14 protein-coding genes and 4 pseudogenes are annotated in these 18,058 nt (G+C 31.1%); 12 read left to right on the forward strand and 6 right to left on the reverse strand.

Annotated elements, in window-relative coordinates; all coding sequences use genetic code 11:
• Positions 1-2: 2 nt before the first annotated feature.
• Positions 3-1,202 carry an FAD/NAD(P)-binding oxidoreductase gene (locus Q9B79_RS06210; protein ID WP_306183037.1) on the reverse strand — a complete coding sequence of 400 codons (1,200 nt, stop codon included), beginning with the start codon at positions 1,200-1,202 and terminating at the stop codon, positions 3-5.
• A 330-nt stretch (positions 1,203-1,532) separates the two neighbouring features.
• A pseudogene (locus Q9B79_RS06215) lies at positions 1,533-1,691 on the reverse strand (peptidase M4 family protein); the annotation flags it as partial.
• A gap of 126 nt (positions 1,692-1,817) precedes the next feature.
• On the opposite strand from Q9B79_RS06215, the gene Q9B79_RS06220 reads away from it, so the two are divergent.
• The 8 genes from Q9B79_RS06220 (at position 1,818) to Q9B79_RS06255 (ending at position 11,513) form a co-directional block, all read left to right on the forward strand.
• Positions 1,818-2,495: a papain-like cysteine peptidase gene (locus Q9B79_RS06220; RefSeq protein WP_306183038.1), complete on the forward strand. Its 678-nt coding sequence runs from the start codon at positions 1,818-1,820 to the stop codon at positions 2,493-2,495.
• 654 nt (positions 2,496-3,149) lie between these two features.
• Positions 3,150-3,899 (forward strand): sugar phosphate nucleotidyltransferase, encoded by a 750-nt coding sequence (locus Q9B79_RS06225; protein WP_306183039.1) that lies wholly within the window; start codon positions 3,150-3,152, stop codon positions 3,897-3,899.
• A gap of 20 nt (positions 3,900-3,919) precedes the next feature.
• Positions 3,920-5,989: a glycosyl transferase gene (locus Q9B79_RS06230; protein WP_306183040.1), complete on the forward strand. Its 2,070-nt coding sequence runs from the start codon at positions 3,920-3,922 to the stop codon at positions 5,987-5,989.
• 82 nt (positions 5,990-6,071) lie between these two features.
• Positions 6,072-7,031, forward strand: coding sequence for an NAD-dependent epimerase/dehydratase family protein (locus tag Q9B79_RS06235; protein ID WP_306183041.1), 960 nt, complete (start codon positions 6,072-6,074; stop codon positions 7,029-7,031).
• Between the two features lie 28 nt (positions 7,032-7,059).
• On the forward strand, positions 7,060-8,148 hold the full coding sequence (gene rfbG / locus Q9B79_RS06240) for a CDP-glucose 4,6-dehydratase (RefSeq protein ID WP_098224144.1): 1,089 nt from the start codon (positions 7,060-7,062) through the stop codon (positions 8,146-8,148).
• A 1,005-nt stretch (positions 8,149-9,153) separates the two neighbouring features.
• Positions 9,154-10,269, forward strand: coding sequence for a Rap family tetratricopeptide repeat protein (locus Q9B79_RS06245; protein WP_306183042.1), 1,116 nt, complete (start codon positions 9,154-9,156; stop codon positions 10,267-10,269).
• Positions 10,269-10,430, forward strand: a complete 162-nt coding sequence (locus Q9B79_RS06250; RefSeq protein ID WP_306183043.1) for a hypothetical protein — start codon at positions 10,269-10,271, stop codon at positions 10,428-10,430. The genes Q9B79_RS06245 and Q9B79_RS06250 overlap by 1 nt, the downstream gene beginning before the upstream one ends.
• A gap of 708 nt (positions 10,431-11,138) precedes the next feature.
• Positions 11,139-11,513: a hypothetical protein gene (locus Q9B79_RS06255; protein ID WP_306183044.1), complete on the forward strand. Its 375-nt coding sequence runs from the start codon at positions 11,139-11,141 to the stop codon at positions 11,511-11,513.
• Between the two features lie 488 nt (positions 11,514-12,001).
• Here the strand turns inward: Q9B79_RS06255 and Q9B79_RS06260 are convergent.
• Positions 12,002-12,332, reverse strand: a pseudogene (locus Q9B79_RS06260) (hypothetical protein).
• A 1,194-nt stretch (positions 12,333-13,526) separates the two neighbouring features.
• Between Q9B79_RS06260 and Q9B79_RS06265 the strand changes: the two are divergent.
• Positions 13,527-13,851 (forward strand): annotated as a pseudogene (locus Q9B79_RS06265) (IS4 family transposase); the annotation flags it as partial.
• A 232-nt stretch (positions 13,852-14,083) separates the two neighbouring features.
• Here the strand turns inward: Q9B79_RS06265 and Q9B79_RS06270 are convergent.
• The 3 genes from Q9B79_RS06270 to Q9B79_RS06280 all read right to left on the reverse strand — a co-directional run bounded on the left by Q9B79_RS06270 (position 14,084) and on the right by Q9B79_RS06280 (position 15,949).
• Complete coding sequence (locus Q9B79_RS06270) at positions 14,084-14,590, reverse strand: GNAT family N-acetyltransferase (RefSeq protein WP_306183045.1); 507 nt, start codon at positions 14,588-14,590, stop codon at positions 14,084-14,086.
• Positions 14,591-15,053: 463 nt separating this feature from the next.
• Complete coding sequence (locus tag Q9B79_RS06275) at positions 15,054-15,266, reverse strand: hypothetical protein (protein WP_306183046.1); 213 nt, start codon at positions 15,264-15,266, stop codon at positions 15,054-15,056.
• 239 nt (positions 15,267-15,505) lie between these two features.
• Positions 15,506-15,949 (reverse strand): hypothetical protein, encoded by a 444-nt coding sequence (locus Q9B79_RS06280; protein ID WP_306183047.1) that lies wholly within the window; start codon positions 15,947-15,949, stop codon positions 15,506-15,508.
• 439 nt (positions 15,950-16,388) lie between these two features.
• Between Q9B79_RS06280 and Q9B79_RS06285 the strand changes: the two genes are divergently transcribed.
• The 3 genes and pseudogenes from Q9B79_RS06285 to Q9B79_RS06295 all read left to right on the forward strand — a co-directional run bounded on the left by Q9B79_RS06285 (position 16,389) and on the right by Q9B79_RS06295 (position 17,934).
• The gene (locus tag Q9B79_RS06285) at positions 16,389-16,586 is read left to right on the forward strand and encodes a hypothetical protein (protein ID WP_071716450.1); all 198 of its coding nucleotides are present in this window, start codon (positions 16,389-16,391) and stop codon (positions 16,584-16,586) included.
• 69 nt (positions 16,587-16,655) lie between these two features.
• Complete coding sequence (locus Q9B79_RS06290) at positions 16,656-16,820, forward strand: hypothetical protein (protein WP_306183048.1); 165 nt, start codon at positions 16,656-16,658, stop codon at positions 16,818-16,820.
• 908 nt (positions 16,821-17,728) lie between these two features.
• Positions 17,729-17,934: pseudogene (locus Q9B79_RS06295) on the forward strand (hypothetical protein).
• Positions 17,935-18,058: the final 124 nt, after the last annotated feature.

The raw sequence follows: 18,058 nt of genomic DNA on the forward strand, positions 1-18,058 counted from the left end.
TCTTATAGAATCCCTTTCAACATAAAGTTCCAATACATATAGGGCAACATATATCTTTTAAGTAAAAACATACTGTATCGTTCTTTTGCTTGATTGAATGGAAACGTTTCTTGAGGCTCATGTTCATAGTTGAATTCAGCGAGTATAAGACTTTTATATCCTGTAATAATTGGACAAGATGTATACCCATCATATTTAGCCTGTATATCTCTTCCGTTAAATACGTCCATAATATTTTGTTTTAAGACCGGTATTTGTTTTCGAATTGCCGCTCCAGTTTTAGAGGTGGGTAAATTGGTACAATCTCCAATTCCGAAAATATTCTTATACTTTACATGCTGCAAAGTATAAGGGTTTATATCTACCCAACCCTGATGATCACTTATCTCACTCTCTTTAATAAAATTAGGTGGCCCCATAGGTGGAACAACATGGATCATACTATATGGTACTGTTTCTCTTTTCAGTGTTTGCGTATCTTCAAAAATTGCTTCTTTCTTCCCTGCGATAATTTCTACTAAGTTTTTATTATAATTTGTTATTATTTGCTTTCTTTCTAGCACTTGTTCTAATGTATTAGCATAACGTGGAACCTGAAATATGTTAGCATTAGCCGTGTAAAACATTACTTCACTTTTATTCCTTGCACCGCTATTACAAAAATACTCTTCTGCTAAATACATAATCTTTTGTGGAGCACCACCGCATTTAATAGGAGTATTGGGGTGGGTAAAAACCGCATTTCCTCCTTTAAATTTTTCAATTTCTCTCCAAGTAGAATCAACATATTTATAAGAGTAATTGCTACAAACCCCATTAGTCCCAATAGACTCCTTCAAGCCTTTAATACCATCCCAATTTATTTGTATACCGGCTGCTACAATAAGTATTTCATACTCAAGCAGCAGTCCATCATCTAAAAGTAGCTTATTTTCTTCCGGAAACAACTTAACGACACTTTTAGGAATCCACGTTGCACCTTTTGGAATAAGCAATTCTTGATCACGCATCGTACTTTCCTTTGAAACAATTCCTCCCCCCACTAAACTCCATAGTGGTTGGAAATAATGTTTTTTTGATGGATCAATAATTGCTATATTTTCTTTCAATAAGGGTATATTTCGTAACAAATGTGCAGTAGAAGATATTCCTGCCGTCCCAGCACCAATTACAATAATTTTATAACTATCTCTGGTCTTCATTATCCTCTTCCCATCTAAATTTGATTTTTAAAATAACTAATTCGTAGCCTTATTTTCATGGTATTAACATTATTATAAGTTAAAAACACCATCCGTTTGTCTGACTTAAATGAAAATTTTGTTAATTTTACTTTATGCGTAAATCCCCTATGCTACTTCCATCTTTTATATTTTTCAATACTAGCCCTTTATCCAATCTTACTTTTATTCCAGTTTCTCTTTACGCTCAAAGCTGCCTTTATCTTCTTTTTCGAAGAATGCTTCGTTACTTGTAATTGGAATTTAAGAGTTAGAATAACTTTCTCAGATATATAAATTTGTATAAACAGAGTAACGAAGATCAGCAGAATACTCTGTAACTGCATGAGTTAATTCATGTGCCACAACATAATGAGAACCAGAAAGTGGAATAAATCCACGATCATCTCCATCGCCATATATCATTTGCTAACCATTCCAAAATGCATTATTTACGTTAACTTCATAATTTTTACTTTTTAAGTTTGTACAAATGTCTTAGCCCTATGTACTTCTATATATAGGTCCACATCAATATATTATTGCATCATATACTGAAGAGATAATTTAAATTATTCTATAAAAAGGATGATGAGGATGAACCTAGAGGATATACAAAAATCCTATGGCCTGATTGTAAGTTTAGGCGGATTGTGCCAAGTTACTAACCAAGTCAAAAGGCACCATTTAAGAACATTTTCTGGACCTTTAGATTGGTTTTATTATCCATCACTTTCAGATGTAAACAGATTACTTCAAAATCGATTTGAAAAATTTATGAAGTTGGAAAATATGGTCATAGAAGGCTCAGAAAGTTATGGTCTTATTGAATCAGAATTTGATAATCAAACGAAATGGGCAGAACGAGTTACCTACTGTATAAAGGACACTTATTATAATTGTTTATCAATGCATGACTTTCCTATTAATCCAGATGAGAATTGGAAAGTAACCTACCCTTCTTTTAAAGCTAAATTAGACACTAAAATTAAACGATTCCTTGAAGAAATAACTAGTAGTGAATCAATTTTATTCATTAGAATTTGGGGAAATCGAGATGAGGCAGTTGAATTACAGAACGTGTTATCCAAAGTTACAAATAAAGATTTTAATATTCTTATTGTAAATTTTAAGGAGGGTATATCTAATATTGTTGAACAAAATTGGGGCATACCTAGGGTTTGTTCAATTGAACTCCCACGTTATCAGGATAGATGGGAAGGTGATGATTCCGATTGGGATTATATTTTAAATAAAATAGCATTAACTTATTAATTTCCTTTTTACTTTTAACATAATTTTGTTTGTAGATTAAAATAGGCGTAGAAAAATAAAATTCCCCTCTGATTAGTACACACTTAATTCATTATCCGTTCATATAATCATTCATAAGTCCTTCTTTATAGGATCAATAGTTCTTTACAAAGTTAATTCCATCACTAGAGCACCTTTATGCGGTGCTCTTTTTTAATTTCTAGAGTTTAAAATGTAATATTTGTTCACTTTTTCTTTAATAGTTAATTTCCTTCGCTATTCTTCTGTTAATTTCTTTGAAATCATTTATACAATCAGCATTTTCTGCTTAGGTAGTATATTCACAACTACCAGATTCTATAATTCACCTTATTTTTGTTATAATTTTATCTTCTAATACTTTTAATTACATGCTTCTTCCATTCCCCCAGATTTCCCTCCCCTTCTTTTATCTTACGAACAAGCAATTTCTTTCATTAGTACTATATAAACTAATTTACATACAATTCATGGTAAACTACATTGCGTATTCTCAACATTTAATCAGCATTTTAATTATAAATCTAACATATATTTTTTAGTTGATTGTCATTATGGTACAACCGTGTATACATTTTCCAAACAAACTACATAGCTTAAATTAGTAAAATATATAGAGAGGAAGGAAATAGATCTATGAAAGTCATAATTTTGTGTGGCGGAAAAGGGCTTCGGATGCAAGGAATTTTAGAGGACATTCCCAAACCATTAGTTCGAGTTCAAGGAAAGCCTCTCCTCTTGCATATAATGAATTGGTATAGAAAATATGGACATTCTGATTTCATTTTGCCCTTAGGATATAAAGGTGAGAAAATTAAAGAATATTTTATGGACTTTAGCTGGAAAGAGAATGATTTTAGTTTAAATTTTAAAACCAGTCAATATAAGCTACTTCAGGAATTAGAAAATTGGAATATACACTTTATAGATACAGGGATTGATACAATGACCGGGGCAAGACTAAAAAAACTTGAACCTTTTGTTCAGGGTGAAACCTTTTTATTAACTTATGGCGATGGATTAGCCAATATAGATATTGATCAACTGATAGCATTCCATAAAGAAAAAGGAAAAATTGCTACATTAACTGGAATAAAAAAGAATAGTCAATATGGCCTATTGGCGGTTGAAAATGGAATTGCTATTGATTTTAAAGAAAAACCATTACTTGATGAAGTAATTAACGGCGGTTTTTTTGTATTTAACAAAGAAATTTTCGATTATTTATGTAATAGTGATGATTGTGTTCTAGAAGAAGATCCTCTCCGAAATTTAATAAAAGATAATGAGCTGGCAGTCTATGAACACAATGATTTTTGGGCTAGTGTCGATACACCTAAAGATTTAAAAATCGTAGATGAAAGTTGGAATCCTAATAAATTTTAGTGGAGAGGACTGAATACACATTGAGCTTTAATGATAAAAAAACAAGCTTACCTCGATTATATATCCCCTCTAATGAGAAAATAATTAACCCAATTTCAACAGAAATGAAGACTTCAAATCGCTCTCCTAAAAATACTCAAAAACAAATTAACCCTCAATTCTATAACCAACAACATGATTTAAATAATCATTTTTGTGTCATTGTAGGTAGTGAATATATCTTGAAAATCATTGCCTTACAGCAATCATTAATGCAGTACTCAGATAGATTTACATTGTGGATTTGTTGTATAGACCCTTTTGCATATTCATTATTAAAAGAAATGAACCTAATTAACGTAAACCTTTTGCAAGTTGAAGAATTAGAAGATAGTGAACTAAAAGCAATTAAGAGAAAAAGAAAAGTAAATGAATATTGTTGGACTTTAAAACCTGTCTTGATAGAATATTTATTGGTAAATTATCATTTACCATCTATTCTATATTGTGATGGTGATTTATGCTTTTTCTCTAATCCTAATATTATTTTTGAGGAATGGGGTGAACATTCTATTTTCCTTACTCCCCAAAGAGATCGTGATTGGGTAGAAAAAATGTACGGTAAATACCAGGCTGGTCTAATTGGATTTAAGAGTGATCTCTATGGACTAAAGAGTGTAAGGTGGTGGAAAAAAAAATGTATAGATTGGTGTAGTGCCGAACCTGAGGAGGGAAAGTTTGGCGACCAAAAGTATTTAGATTATATCCCTATCTATTTCCCGAAAGTTAAAATCTCCAATAACTTAGGTGTAAATGCTGCTCCTTGGAACTGTATATATAATAACGATTACAAAATTGACAAGAGTAAAAATGATGTATTTATCGAAAATGATAAACTAGTTGTTTACCATTTTGCATGTATTACTATCTTTACTGAAAATGATTTTGATTTATGGTCCTTGGGAGCAATTTCAATACCAAATAATATATTAAACCATATTTACACTCCTTATTTAGAGAGAATCCAATTTATCTTAAAGCAATTAAAAGAAAAATTCAATAAAAATATAAAACAATTTTTAAGTAAAAAAGATATAAATGAAGCTCAAACCTTATATAAAGATTCACAATTAAGAAGAAAAATGAATCAATCCAATCATTTTATGAATTTTTCTATGATTATAAGTAAAGAACGATTAATTCAGGGATTGACTTCTTATTATTCGTTAGAAAATCTCGACACTAAATTTACTGTATGGATCTGTTGTATGGATGATTTAACTTACCAAATATTAAAAGATTTAAAATTAAAGCACGCCATACTCATTCCAGTAAAAGATATTGAAAGTCATGAACTACTCAGTATAAAACATGAGAGGAATTTACAAGAATATTGTTGGACATTAAAAGCACCTCTTTGTCTCCATGTCCTTAATCTTTATCCCGAAGTTGATCACATTATATATTGTGATGCTGATATGTATTTCTTTACAGCACCTAATATCATTCTTGATGAATGGTGGAAATACTCTATATTTCTATGCCCCCAAAGAAGTTCTACTGAAATTGAAAGCATACACGGTATATACCAAGCTGGTTTAGTAGGCTTCAAAAACGATCAAAATAGTAAAGAAATTCTAACATGGTGGAAAGATAAATGCCTAGAATATTGCAAAAATCATTATGATGTTGAAATGAATAGATGGGGTGACCAAAAATATTTAAATCACATTCCTAACATTTTTTCTAATATAAAAATCATGACTCATAAAGGTATTGATGCAGCACCTTGGAATGTAATTCTAAATAGCAGTTCTATATCAAAACCAGATCACAAGGTTCTTATTGATCAAGATGAATTAATTGCTTTCCATTTTGGAAGTATGCAGATTATTAATCCAAATGAGTTCGACTTATGGAAACATGAAACTTTAGAATTACCTTCAGCGATTTTAGATAATATATATATTCCTTATATTGAACAATTGAACAAGACATGTCATATCCTTCAAAACACTTTTCAAAAATCCCCATCTCCTTTATTTGCTGGCCAAATTGATACAACTACAATAAAAAATTATTTTAAATACTCCTCCCCTCATCACAATTAAGACTGATATTCTCCTTATGTTAAAATAAATGAATTTATTCCATTAACTAAAAATACATCTTAATAAAGGATAGATTATCACTATGATTACTTCATTTAAAAATAAAACTTTTCTTATTACTGGTGGATATGGTTTTATTGGTTCTCACTTAGTACGAAGACTTTTAAATTTACAAGCAAAAATTGTTCTTTTTATAAGAACATCATCCAATTCTTGGAGACTGAAGGATATTCTAAAAAATATTGAAACGTATGAAATAGATATACGAGACAAAAAACAAGTACAAGATGCAATAAAGAAAGTTAATCCAGATTATATCTTTCACCTGGCAGCCTATGGTGTAGATTCTGCCCATACAGACTACATGCATGCTATAGAAACAAATATTACAGGGACATGTAACATAATTCATGCAGCAAAACTAGTGAATTGTAAAAAAATTATTCACATGGGCAGTAGTTCTGAATACGGCAATAAAATGGAACCTATTCATGAAAATATGCTACTAACCCCTGTGGATATTTATGGAAGTACCAAAGCTGCTGCTACTATACTAGCCCATCAAATTGCAAGTGAAAACAATATTAATCTTATAACACTAAGACCTTTTGGCATATTCGGAGAGGCCGAGGAGCCACATAAAATATTCAGCTATATTATCTTGCAGGTGCTACAAAATAAAGATGTAAATTTAACTTTATGCAATCAATTAAGAGATTATTGTTATATAGAAAATATAATAGATGCCTGCATCCTAATAGTAGAAAATACCACTGTACAAAATGATATCTTTAATATTGGGAGTGGTACCATTCATCCCTTAAAACATTATGTAGAATTATTATTCAAACATTTGAACACCAATTCCAGACCAAATTACGGTGCAATTTCCTCTAGAACAAATGAAAGATGGATTCCTGAAGCAGATGTTCACAAAATTAAAGAATCTCTTTCTTGGGAACCTAGAATTAATATTGAAGAAGGAATCATTAAAACTATTAATTGGTATAAAAACAATACGCATCTATACCTAAGCCCTTGAAAATATTGTACTAAAGGAGGTGGATTAATTGTTAAATAAAAACTTTAATAATGCTTTTTACGGAAAGAAAATTTTAGTTACAGGACATACTGGTTTTAAAGGTTCTTGGTTATCCCTGTGGTTAAAGGAATTGGGCGCTACTGTAATTGGATATTCATTAGATCCTAAAAATAAACATGATAACTTTAATGTTACCAATCTTCAAAATGATATAATAGATATTCGCGGAGATATAAGAGATTTTAGTAAACTAAATAAAGTTTTTACAGATTATAATCCTGAAATCGTATTTCATCTAGCTGCACAACCTCTAGTTAAATATTCATATGAATATCCTAGAGAGACATACGAGGTAAACGTTGTAGGAACTATGAATGTACTAGAAGCAATTCGATTACATGAATCAGCTAAAATAGGAATTATGGTGACAAGTGACAAGTGCTATGAAAATAAAGAATGGCCCTGGGGTTATCGTGAAATTGATCCTATGGGCGGTCATGACATATATAGTTCAAGTAAGGGATGCTGTGAGCTTTTAATTTCTTCCTATCGAAATTCTTATTTTTCAGAAGAGAAATTTTCTCACCACAAGAAAATAATTGCAAGCGTTCGAGCTGGTAATGTAATTGGTGGTGGTGATTGGTCAATAGATAGGATTATTCCTGATTGTATACGATCACTAGAATCGAATAAAAAGATTATTATTAGAAACCCTACTGCTATTAGACCCTGGCAACATGTACTAGAACCTTTAAACGGGTACTTACTCCTCACAGAAAAAATTATTAATAATGGTATTATTTTTTCTGGTGCATGGAACTTTGGGCCATCTCTAGACAATATTGTTCCAGTAGAAAAATTAGTGACGAGCTTACTAGATATTTGGGGTTGCGGGGATTGGACATCAGAAAATATGGGTCCAATGAATTTTCATGAAGCAAATTTACTAAACCTTGACATTAGTAAAGCAAAATTCAAGCTTAATTGGCAACCGAAGTGGTCTCTACAACAGACTTTAGAAAATACAATAGAATGGTATAAACATTATAATTCTTACACCAGTACAGAGATGCTAAATTTATGTGTTAACCAAATCAAACAATATTCCACACTTTGAACTATCTCCCCTTACTCATACTCACTGCTTGTTTCTTAAGGTGGGAGTCTTCTTGGCTAAAGACACTTTAACTTTTATAGTCTAAATTGTGAACCTACTATACCTAGAATCATGTGACTGCCCATTAACAAAGATTTTATTTCTTTCGTTATTTCAAATCACTCATAGACATTATACTTAAGAATAAAGGAACCACATATTGTGCTAGTGATTCCTTTGTTCAGAGAGAATAATGCCTTATATTAACGACAATACAATATATGAACTTCTTCATTTATTTTTTCTAGTTATGAAAAATCTTTTCCTATCAGAAAAGCAAACAAGGTGAAAATTCCGATAATCACACTGAACTTTAACAAATTTATACCTATCCCCTTCTTATAGCTACTTCACCAAAACTCTTGCTTATATATGGAGTCTCGTTTACTTTCACCAATGGTGATAAATTCATGAACTGCTTATTCTATACCCAAATAGCTTTTAAAATCATCTTTTCAGAACAATTAAAGGAGATTTTCTCTTTTATGCACCTTGTCCCCCTACCACTCTTTAATTCACCTTTAATCAACTACAAAAAAATCCTTAAAATAGTACAACTTCTTTATCAATTCACAAAATTTTCAAATACCTAAATTCTAAATATTAATACTCGTTATATAATGAAATCAAGCCATAAGTAAGATAGTTTCCCTGTTACGAATAATGAGATATCCTGTTTCACTTTTTAGATTATCTCCAAAAAAACTTGTAGGAATTCCTACAAGTTTTTTTGCGTACTTTATTCTCTTCTTATTTACATACAAAAAGTTTATACATTTTGTAGCGATTCATACTATAATACCAAATAAAATAATTTGAATTCAAAGTACATTCGACATAAATTGATTATTTTTTATGAATTTTATTGAAAAACATTGTAAAATACCTCCATTTTCCCTTCTATTTTGCTATGATAGTTACAATTAAATAGGATTAAGCTATTCCTATAGGATGGGGGAGTATATAGTGAGTGATTCAGTAAAGGGAAATGAGCAATTAACCTCTCTATTGAACGACTGGTATCGATCTATGCTATCTCAACAAGTTGTAAAAGCTACTAATCTAAAAAAGAAAATTGATGAAAAAATTAATAAGTTAAGCATTGAGCCAAATCAAGAACGTCAGGATCAAAATTTGTTACTATATTACTCACTACTTGAATTTCGCTACACGGTCTTAACAGATAGCCTCGGTATTCAACAAAATAGTTTTGATGCTATTAGTGATTACGATATGCCTACAGACCATTTTCTACGCTTCTATTATCACTTTTTTAAATCCATTCATTCTACTTTTATATCAAGTTTTACTGAGGCAGAGGAACATTATAAACTGGCAGAAAAGATACTAATAAACATTCCAGATGAGATTGAACATGCTGAATTCTACTATAGAATTGCTACTTTTTATCATCATACCTATAACATGCTCGCTGCTATCGAATACGCAAATAAATCGAGAGCAATCTTTTCGAAGTATGAAGGTTATGAAGTAAAAACAGCCTTTTGTAATAGTTTGTTAGGGGGTTGCTGTATCTATTTAAAGCAGTACGAACAAGCTGAAGAATATCTGCATTGTGCGATTGAATTACTACAGAAGAATAGGGAAGAAGATTCCTTGTTATACGTAAAAAGTACTATGGGGTGGCTGTATTCTGATCAAAGTATGTCTACGCTAGCTATTCGTCATCTTTCAGAAGTAACAGAAAAAATCCCTACACACTTCAAAGCTATCTTCCTACAAGCTAAGGAACATTATAAATTAGGAGAACAATCCGCAGCTAGCAAACTCATTGATAGGGGATTACAGATCTGCAGAGGAATTCATAACGAAGAATACACACACCACTTCTCTATTTTAAAAAGATTAAATGAAAATATTCCACTGGAAGGATTAGAAAAAATTATTCAAGAAGGAATCTTATACTTTGAGCAAGAAGAATTATGGGAATATGTTGTCGAATACGCCGAATTATTTGCCACAAAATGTAGACAATTAGAGAACCACCAAAAGGTAAGTGATTATTTCCATATTTGTTATCAAGCAAGGCGAAAATCAATCGAAAAAGGAGTGTTAAAATAATGAAAAAAATCAGTCTATTGTTATCGGGTATTGCTTTTATTGGGATTCTAACGGTGGGAATTTCTCCATTTTCTAAAGCGGATCAGTTTGCTACTCATGGACATTACCCTGCTCCTACATATAGTGTTGGCGATCATGGTGGTGCACCACAACAAATTTAATATAAGTGTATGTAAGGCCCCTTCATTTGAAGGGGCTTTACATATCAAAATATGTATTGTTCTTTTTGGCTACGCCAAATCAAAATTCTTCTCTCACCTATCACCCTGCACTCTCTTAAGGCAAGAGAACTCTTTCGGAAAACCCGTTAAATAATAGAAATAGACTAACTATTATATCTATCAACTCTTCATATGCAATATTACATGCGAAGTGCCTTAAATATTTTGTTATACTATGTATGTGGATTTTTCATCCAAAAATCCTCTCAAACGCATATTTATGTATATGCCACCCTAATTGATGAAAGTGAGAAGAATGTTTATCATTTTTCTCACTTTTTTTATTTAAATTATGTGCTTGTACTTATTCTTTAGTTATTTTAAATAAGAAAATTCACTTTTCAAATCCAACCTATCGAATCAATTATTGTCTAATAATACCACACTATCTTTATCAACTCATTTTAGAATATTTGAACAATAATTTTATATACAAGCTCTGCATAAATTATTCATTTTCATTTATATAAGGCCTACATTTTTACTTCTGATAAATTATCAAATATTGAATTATTATACAAAAATCAAAAAACACGTGGTATTTTGTAGAATTTTGTCTATCAATATGTATGTACACCCTTATGTAGTGGATATAGACTGTGAGGTGTAAGGAGGTACCTTACAAAATAATGAAAAGGAGATTATAAAATGATTAGATTAACGAAAGTCTCAAAGTTAGCATTTGCAACATTAATTGTGGGAAGTAGTTTAAGCGTCTTTGTGTCGTCACACAGTGTACAGGCTGACACCTTAAATCATAATTACCAAGACACTCAAAAATTCATAACACCTTCTAGTGCTAGGCAAACATTGAAACAAAAAAACAATATTGTTCCAGAATCAAAAGTTATTAAAAACCATTATGTAAAATATTCTAAAGCACATTTCCAAACTAAAGAAAGTATACCAAAAGAGATTTATTATTCTTCAGAAGGTTTTAAGGGCTTCATACAGGCAAGTAACGTTTTGGATATGGGAGATCATTTCATAACGTTATATTCTGGAACTGTTATTCGATGTTAGATGTTTAATTCTACCTCTCCAAATGCTTATAACAATCAATAGCGTACCGCCAATACTTGTAATAGCTATTGTTCAAAAAATAAACCACAAAATCTTTTGATTTCATGGTTTATCAAATATAAAGATAATGCTAAACGAATACTCTAACATTACCTTCCCCAAAGTTAATTATAGAGTATTTTCCACAAAAAGACACTCTTGTAGTGTCTTTTTTATAATATTTTGATTTACTCCCATCTTACTTTTGTTAAACTCATATATGTAATAATGCATATTTTTTTGATTAGATATTATGATATACTCTCATTGTGAGCTAATACATAATTTCTTTAGATTGGAAAACTAAAACCTCGTTTACCCAATTTTCGGGCGCCTTATGGCGTCTTTTTTTTTGCTGTTGAAGTAAAAAAACAGGACCGGAATATCATTGTTTAAAAAAATTGTATACTTTAACAAGAATTCCACCTACTAACCCTTATTTTTTGCGGCTATTTATTTGTTTCAACATAATAATTTTTCATCTCGTATACGCAATAGACAATGATCGCTAAACTCCAACTGATAGTAATTATGTGTGTAGAAGTCATAACCTGCCTTAATATCTTTTTCCATTACAACTAACGTAAATCCTAACGCCACCCACTTGTTAATTTTCATCTTAATATATGTTATCGCTATAATTATTAAAAATAAAATATTTGTAAGGTAGTTTATCATTAACTCATATTTTTGAATGTATACTGCCATTATACAAGCAACGATATTAGTCGCAATGTCCAAGGCAACCACGGCTCCCCAAATCCTGTCCGAAATTCCCACTCCTGATTCAGTCCCTTTCTTAATCACATTCTTTTCCTTAATTCGTTCCTACATCCTATTCAAGGTATACTGTATTATCCTTGTCTGATAAATATCTATTTATCTTTTCATATAGAGCAAACAAAATTTTCACTCATAATTTTTTCTTTATTAGGCAAACTAGTTTTAATCCGTTTGAACTAGCGGCTTCACTCTTCTGGTAATGGGGTAGTAAATTTATAGTAATTGACTAACTCATTCAGTCCATTGGCACTGGCAGACGACAAAATTGTTGTCTGCCATTTTCATGTATACTTTTTCTGATTCCATTCCAAACCATATGTTTGCTGTACTGATTTTGAAAAGAACGGTATTTAATCTTTGAATAAGTAAAAAAGATACAGCTCAGTCCACTTTTGGTATAGGACTTTTTCTTTTTACATATACTATTTTTGAGCCTTTTTACCAATACGTGTTCTATTGGTGTCTTGAATTCCTCCTAACAAGGGCGGCAGATACGACTGCATGCCCTTGTTATTTATTTCATAGTTGAATTATGGTTACGTATCTAATTCAGTAATATGTAATCTGTATACCAAAAGAACATTTTTCTTTTTCAGGAATATTCAATTACCTTAATAACCTAACCTCTTATTTAAAGACAGTTTGATCACGGTGCTCAAAAACTTTCGTCTAAATCAACAGGTAAACAGTTCACTTCCAAATCATATCTCCACCAATATATTTTCTTAAAGATTTTCTGTCTTGTTCTTAATTTTGTCAAAATCCTCATATATAAGCTTCTGTCGTATATAGCCCATCTCTTCTTCTAATGATTTGAACTTTATAGTTTTTACTTGAAGAAAAAAACTCTTGTATAACCTGCTCCATTTATGAAACATCCTCCTAAAATCTATTTGAAATTATATTTTCACATAAACTCATAATCGCAACCTCTTTTACGAAAAATTACTGTAACTTTTTGAAAAGATAGTATATCTTACATACTCCCATCATTTTCTTCCTGTACTACCCAAAATAAATAATACAGTTTACATCCTAGAATTTACAAATCTCTTCACTCCATCATGTTTATCTAAAACCTTCTTACTATCTTTACTTTTTCCCCTCGTGTAAATTTAACCATAAAAAAGTACACTCCAATTGTTGTTCGTGTCTAACATTTGGGGTGTACATCAATTAAGGACGATTAAATGTCATTTATATGGACAATTAATTAGCACCTTTTTTTATTCCTCCACCATGTTTCAAAATGCACCAATTACTCCTCAGCAAGAAGGAACGAAAATTAAGCGAATATAAAGCGATTTATATCATAAAAGAATATTTTCCACTTCTTTATCAATCTTTACAAAAGAAACCCAAGAATTAACAAAGATATTGTTTCGTCATATTGTTTCGTCTGTTTAATCTCTTACAGAAAAACAGACGAAAATCCCATAGGTATAAGAAGAAAACAATCATTGATATCTTAGGCATCGTATATAATTTTTCTATGTCCCACAATCAGGTAGCGTAATCAAAAAAATTGAAGCCCGATAGGATTTATTTAGTATGCAAATTTTTAAAGAACTTACACTGGATCTTTAGAAAAAAGAAAAAATCTTATATGAAATTAAACTTGTATAATATTAGCTTGATGGGCATAGAGCACCACCCACATTTTAATTATTTTATAGACCAAGCAATTCTCAAAAAATGATAGCACAATTTTAATTATGATTTTGATTTTAATAATGCGTTCTGAAACACTACTCTTCTTCTAAAATAGCGTAATAATATTCATCCCACCATTCATTTCCATGAGGTATACACTTCCTAAAATAGCCTTCTCTCCTCATTCCAATTTTCTCCATCACTCGATATGATGGGGTATTTTCTGGCTGACATGTAGCTATAATTCTATGTAATTTCATTTCCTTAAACCCATATTTCAATGTAGCTTTTGCTGCTTCAGAAGCATATCCTTTATTGAAATATTTAGGATTGAATACCCAACCAATCTCATAAGTATGCTCACCAAAATATTTATGAAAAACAATATGACCAATCAGGATATTTTCACCTATTAGTATCACAGGAAAGTTCTTAGCATTTTCACCCATATTTTTATTTACAAAGTTTCTTGTATCTTCTTCAGTAAAAACCCCTTCAGGTATGTATTTCATAACATCGCTATCTGATGTATACTCATGAACAGCTTCCCAATCCTTGAATTCAAATTTTCGTATTAGTAATCTTTCTGCTTTTATAAACATTTACTTTTCTCCCCTCAAAAACTCGTTACTTTATTTCAGATTCACATTTAATCCTTAAAAAAGAACTTGCAGGAATCTCTACAAGTTCTTTTTATATCACGTGAATATATGGGACAAACAAACTATCTTACCGATTCATCATAGAAACTACAGGGGTAGTACTTTGACAACTATATTATATAACAAATCTTAACATCTGCAGATTTTATTTTGAAAATTATGTTAATTAAGAACAAAATTATACTTTTCCTTAACTATTCTAACTTTTATTCACTTAAATAAGCGTGTAGTTCAAAAAAATTTAATAATGAGAATATGGATACTAAATTTACTCTCAAAAACAAAAACTTAACTGCATACCTTCTGAAAGTAAACATAAGAAAAACGTTCTACTCCATATGAGTAGAACGTCTTCTCACTTTAATTCATATATTTTTTGGGACTTATTTATTTTGTGTCGTATTTAAAAAATTAATAAATTCATCTTCATAGTGATTGCGCTAATAATAATTCGTAGAATCCAAGTTGTATTCATGCTAATCTTTTCTAATTGCTTATTAAATGTAGCGATGTCTTTCTCATTAATTGTTGTGCGAGTTTCTAAATTACGAATATCTTGCATAATTTCTTTTTGTTCTGCTTTTAAACTGTCAATTTTTCCATAAACATCTTCCAATACGTTCACATCCTTTTATAATCTTAATAAAGCAATCTTTATATGATATGAGACAACCTTATTCATCGTGAATTCTTTGCAGGAAATTCCATACAAAATCCGTATTTTGTTAATAATAAAATACGAAGAAATTCATTTATTTTCTCCTTTGAATAACTTTTTTACAAAGAAAAAAGACCTTGTAAATTACAAAGCCTTTTTTCTTATATATAAATTTACAACTTTCATTTTAGTATTAGTTAAATCCCCCCACCAGGCTCTGTATTAGCTGGTGCTCCTGTATTTCCATGTGCGTAACTCGGAGACCATGTATCTCCCTTATTGTAAGAAGGCGCCCCTCCTGTATGCCCTTCCGATTCTAACTTCGGTGCAGGGAAATGTCCATGAGTATAAGTTGGTGCTCCTCCATGATCTCCATCAGCTTCTAACCTCGGTGCAGGAGTATCTCCTACATTAAAAGAAGGTATTGGATAGTCTCCATATCCATAAACTGGTGCTCCTGTATGCCCATGAGTATAGGACGGTGCTCCCCCATGATTTCCATGTGCATATGCAGGCGCTCCTCCTCCATCACCTACTGAAGCCGCTTGAACAACCCCTCCACCATTTCCATGAGTAAAACCAAAAATTCCAAATCCTAAAACAGATAAACCTACGACTGCTGTACCAATTCTCCTTTTCATAATCTCTCTCCTCTATGTGTATTTCATGTTAATTGAAATGAACATATTATGGATATCAGTCATGATGAAAATTCGACTCATTTCATTACCGTATATTTACACTTCTATGCATTTTTTGTAAAACCTTCTTGAAATCTGAAGAAAATGGTTATTTTTTGTAAAAAATAAAATACATTACAAATTATTCACTTCACAATTTGGGCTTCTTTGCCTAGCCATATTCACCACCTCGCGATAATCCCTAATTTAATATTGAAATTCTCTAAATCCTGATGTATTATATTTTTGTATTTTCTCAGTTCCCAAGCCGAGAATACATCATCACTTCTGAAAGGACCCGAACTCCATCGGGTTCTTTTTCATTCCGCTTATTGTAAATCTATTTATTTGAATGTAAAATTATAAATGAGCTCTAATATTTTGAATCGAGGTGAAAATCATGAGAAGTTTTAGCTCATTAATAATCTCTACTATCTGTTCAATACTTCTTATAATTTGGAATTTCAATTCCTTCTATCACGGATTGACAACAGGACGTACATACTACTGGATTAATGGCATCGCAGCTGTTATCTTCCTTTTATTCTTTATCCTCAACATGCGCGATTTTAAAAAGAAAAACTACAGAACCTCATAACAATAGGAGTTGATACATAAGTGGGAAAGATTTAAAAACTATAAATATTCCTCAAAAGAATTAAAGTTCATGCTTTGGTTATTTGGTATTACTTGTTTTGTACACTCGGTCGCTTTCTTTGGCGGACTATTTTCTTCCGAGTTCCTTTGGTTTAAAGGCCTTTGTGCAATTGCTGCATTACTAGCTTTTATGGATGTTAAGCGAAAAATCAATACGTATAAGATAGCAATGTGAAAAGGAGCCACTACAGGTTCTTTTTTTCTGTTCGAAATGAGAACGCCCTCCATATTTCCTTGTTATAAATAATGATATGATAATTTCATGTCACCAATCACCCCAGCAATATTGGCGATCTCAACAAATAACACAAAAGCCACGACACTCACGCACCATGGCTAAATATATAAATGTAATTAGCCTTTTCGTCCTTTTACGGATTCTTACCGTCCATGCCCGTTCTCCGGTAACGTTTTAATAAAAGGGTCTATGTTTACTGTTTATCAATGCATTGATACATTATCCCCACACTACTTTTCTTTCAAAGAACTGTATAGATAGAGTGTAATAACAGTCTTTGTGACATTTTCATTATCTGTATTTTTAGCCATTATTTTGTTTGTGGTATATGGATTAAGTTAAAAAGAAAACCTTTAGGTACCCCTGAATAAACCTCAATATTCCGTCAATAATATAGACAACCCATTTCGAACCATATTCCATGATTGGAGCAGTTAGCTTTTACTAACTGCTCTTTTTTGTAAAAAACGAACTCAATTAACTGCACGCACATATAATATTCAGTGTTCCTTTCTTTATAAAATCGTCTTTACAAAATGAATCTCGTCACGAGAGCACTTTATTAAGTGCTCTTTTTTATTTTTAAACTAACACAAAATGAAATTTTTACCACATAGCTAATTGTTAAATATTTTACGCTTATATATTATAACGGAATAGTTATTGTATATTGGCATTAAGAGGAGCGTCCGGATTAAGCGCTTCTCTTTTTTATACAGTAGGGTTTTGGTTAACATTCACTTATCTACCGTCAAATATATACAGATTTGAAACTTTATAGTAAAAACTTTCACACCCTTTATTTTAATTATGTTAATATATTAAATGAAGAGTGTAATAAATTAATGGAACAACTTGACTTTAGTGCTTTAGAACAACCACTATTTTTGTTAGCACTTCAATTAATTGCATTTGTATTGATCATTTATATCGTATACGGAATCTTATACAACACCATATTAAAATTAAATAGCCTAAATGGACTGCCCATGCGGTAGCTACGGTATTTTCCCTCGGTAGTACCTATCAATCTTTTATGAATTTCATTTAAAAACATTTTTCTTTATTTCTCCCTTTTGTAGAGGAATCTATCCTTTACCGTGCAAAAACGTCAGGCAACTTAATTGGTTGCCTGACGTTTTTGCCGTTAGTTATTTTCAAATAACTATTTTGTT

It is taken from the genome of Bacillus sp. MHSD_36, assembly GCF_030757775.1.
In the GTDB taxonomy this organism is placed as follows: Bacteria; Bacillota; Bacilli; order Bacillales; family Bacillaceae_G; genus Bacillus_A.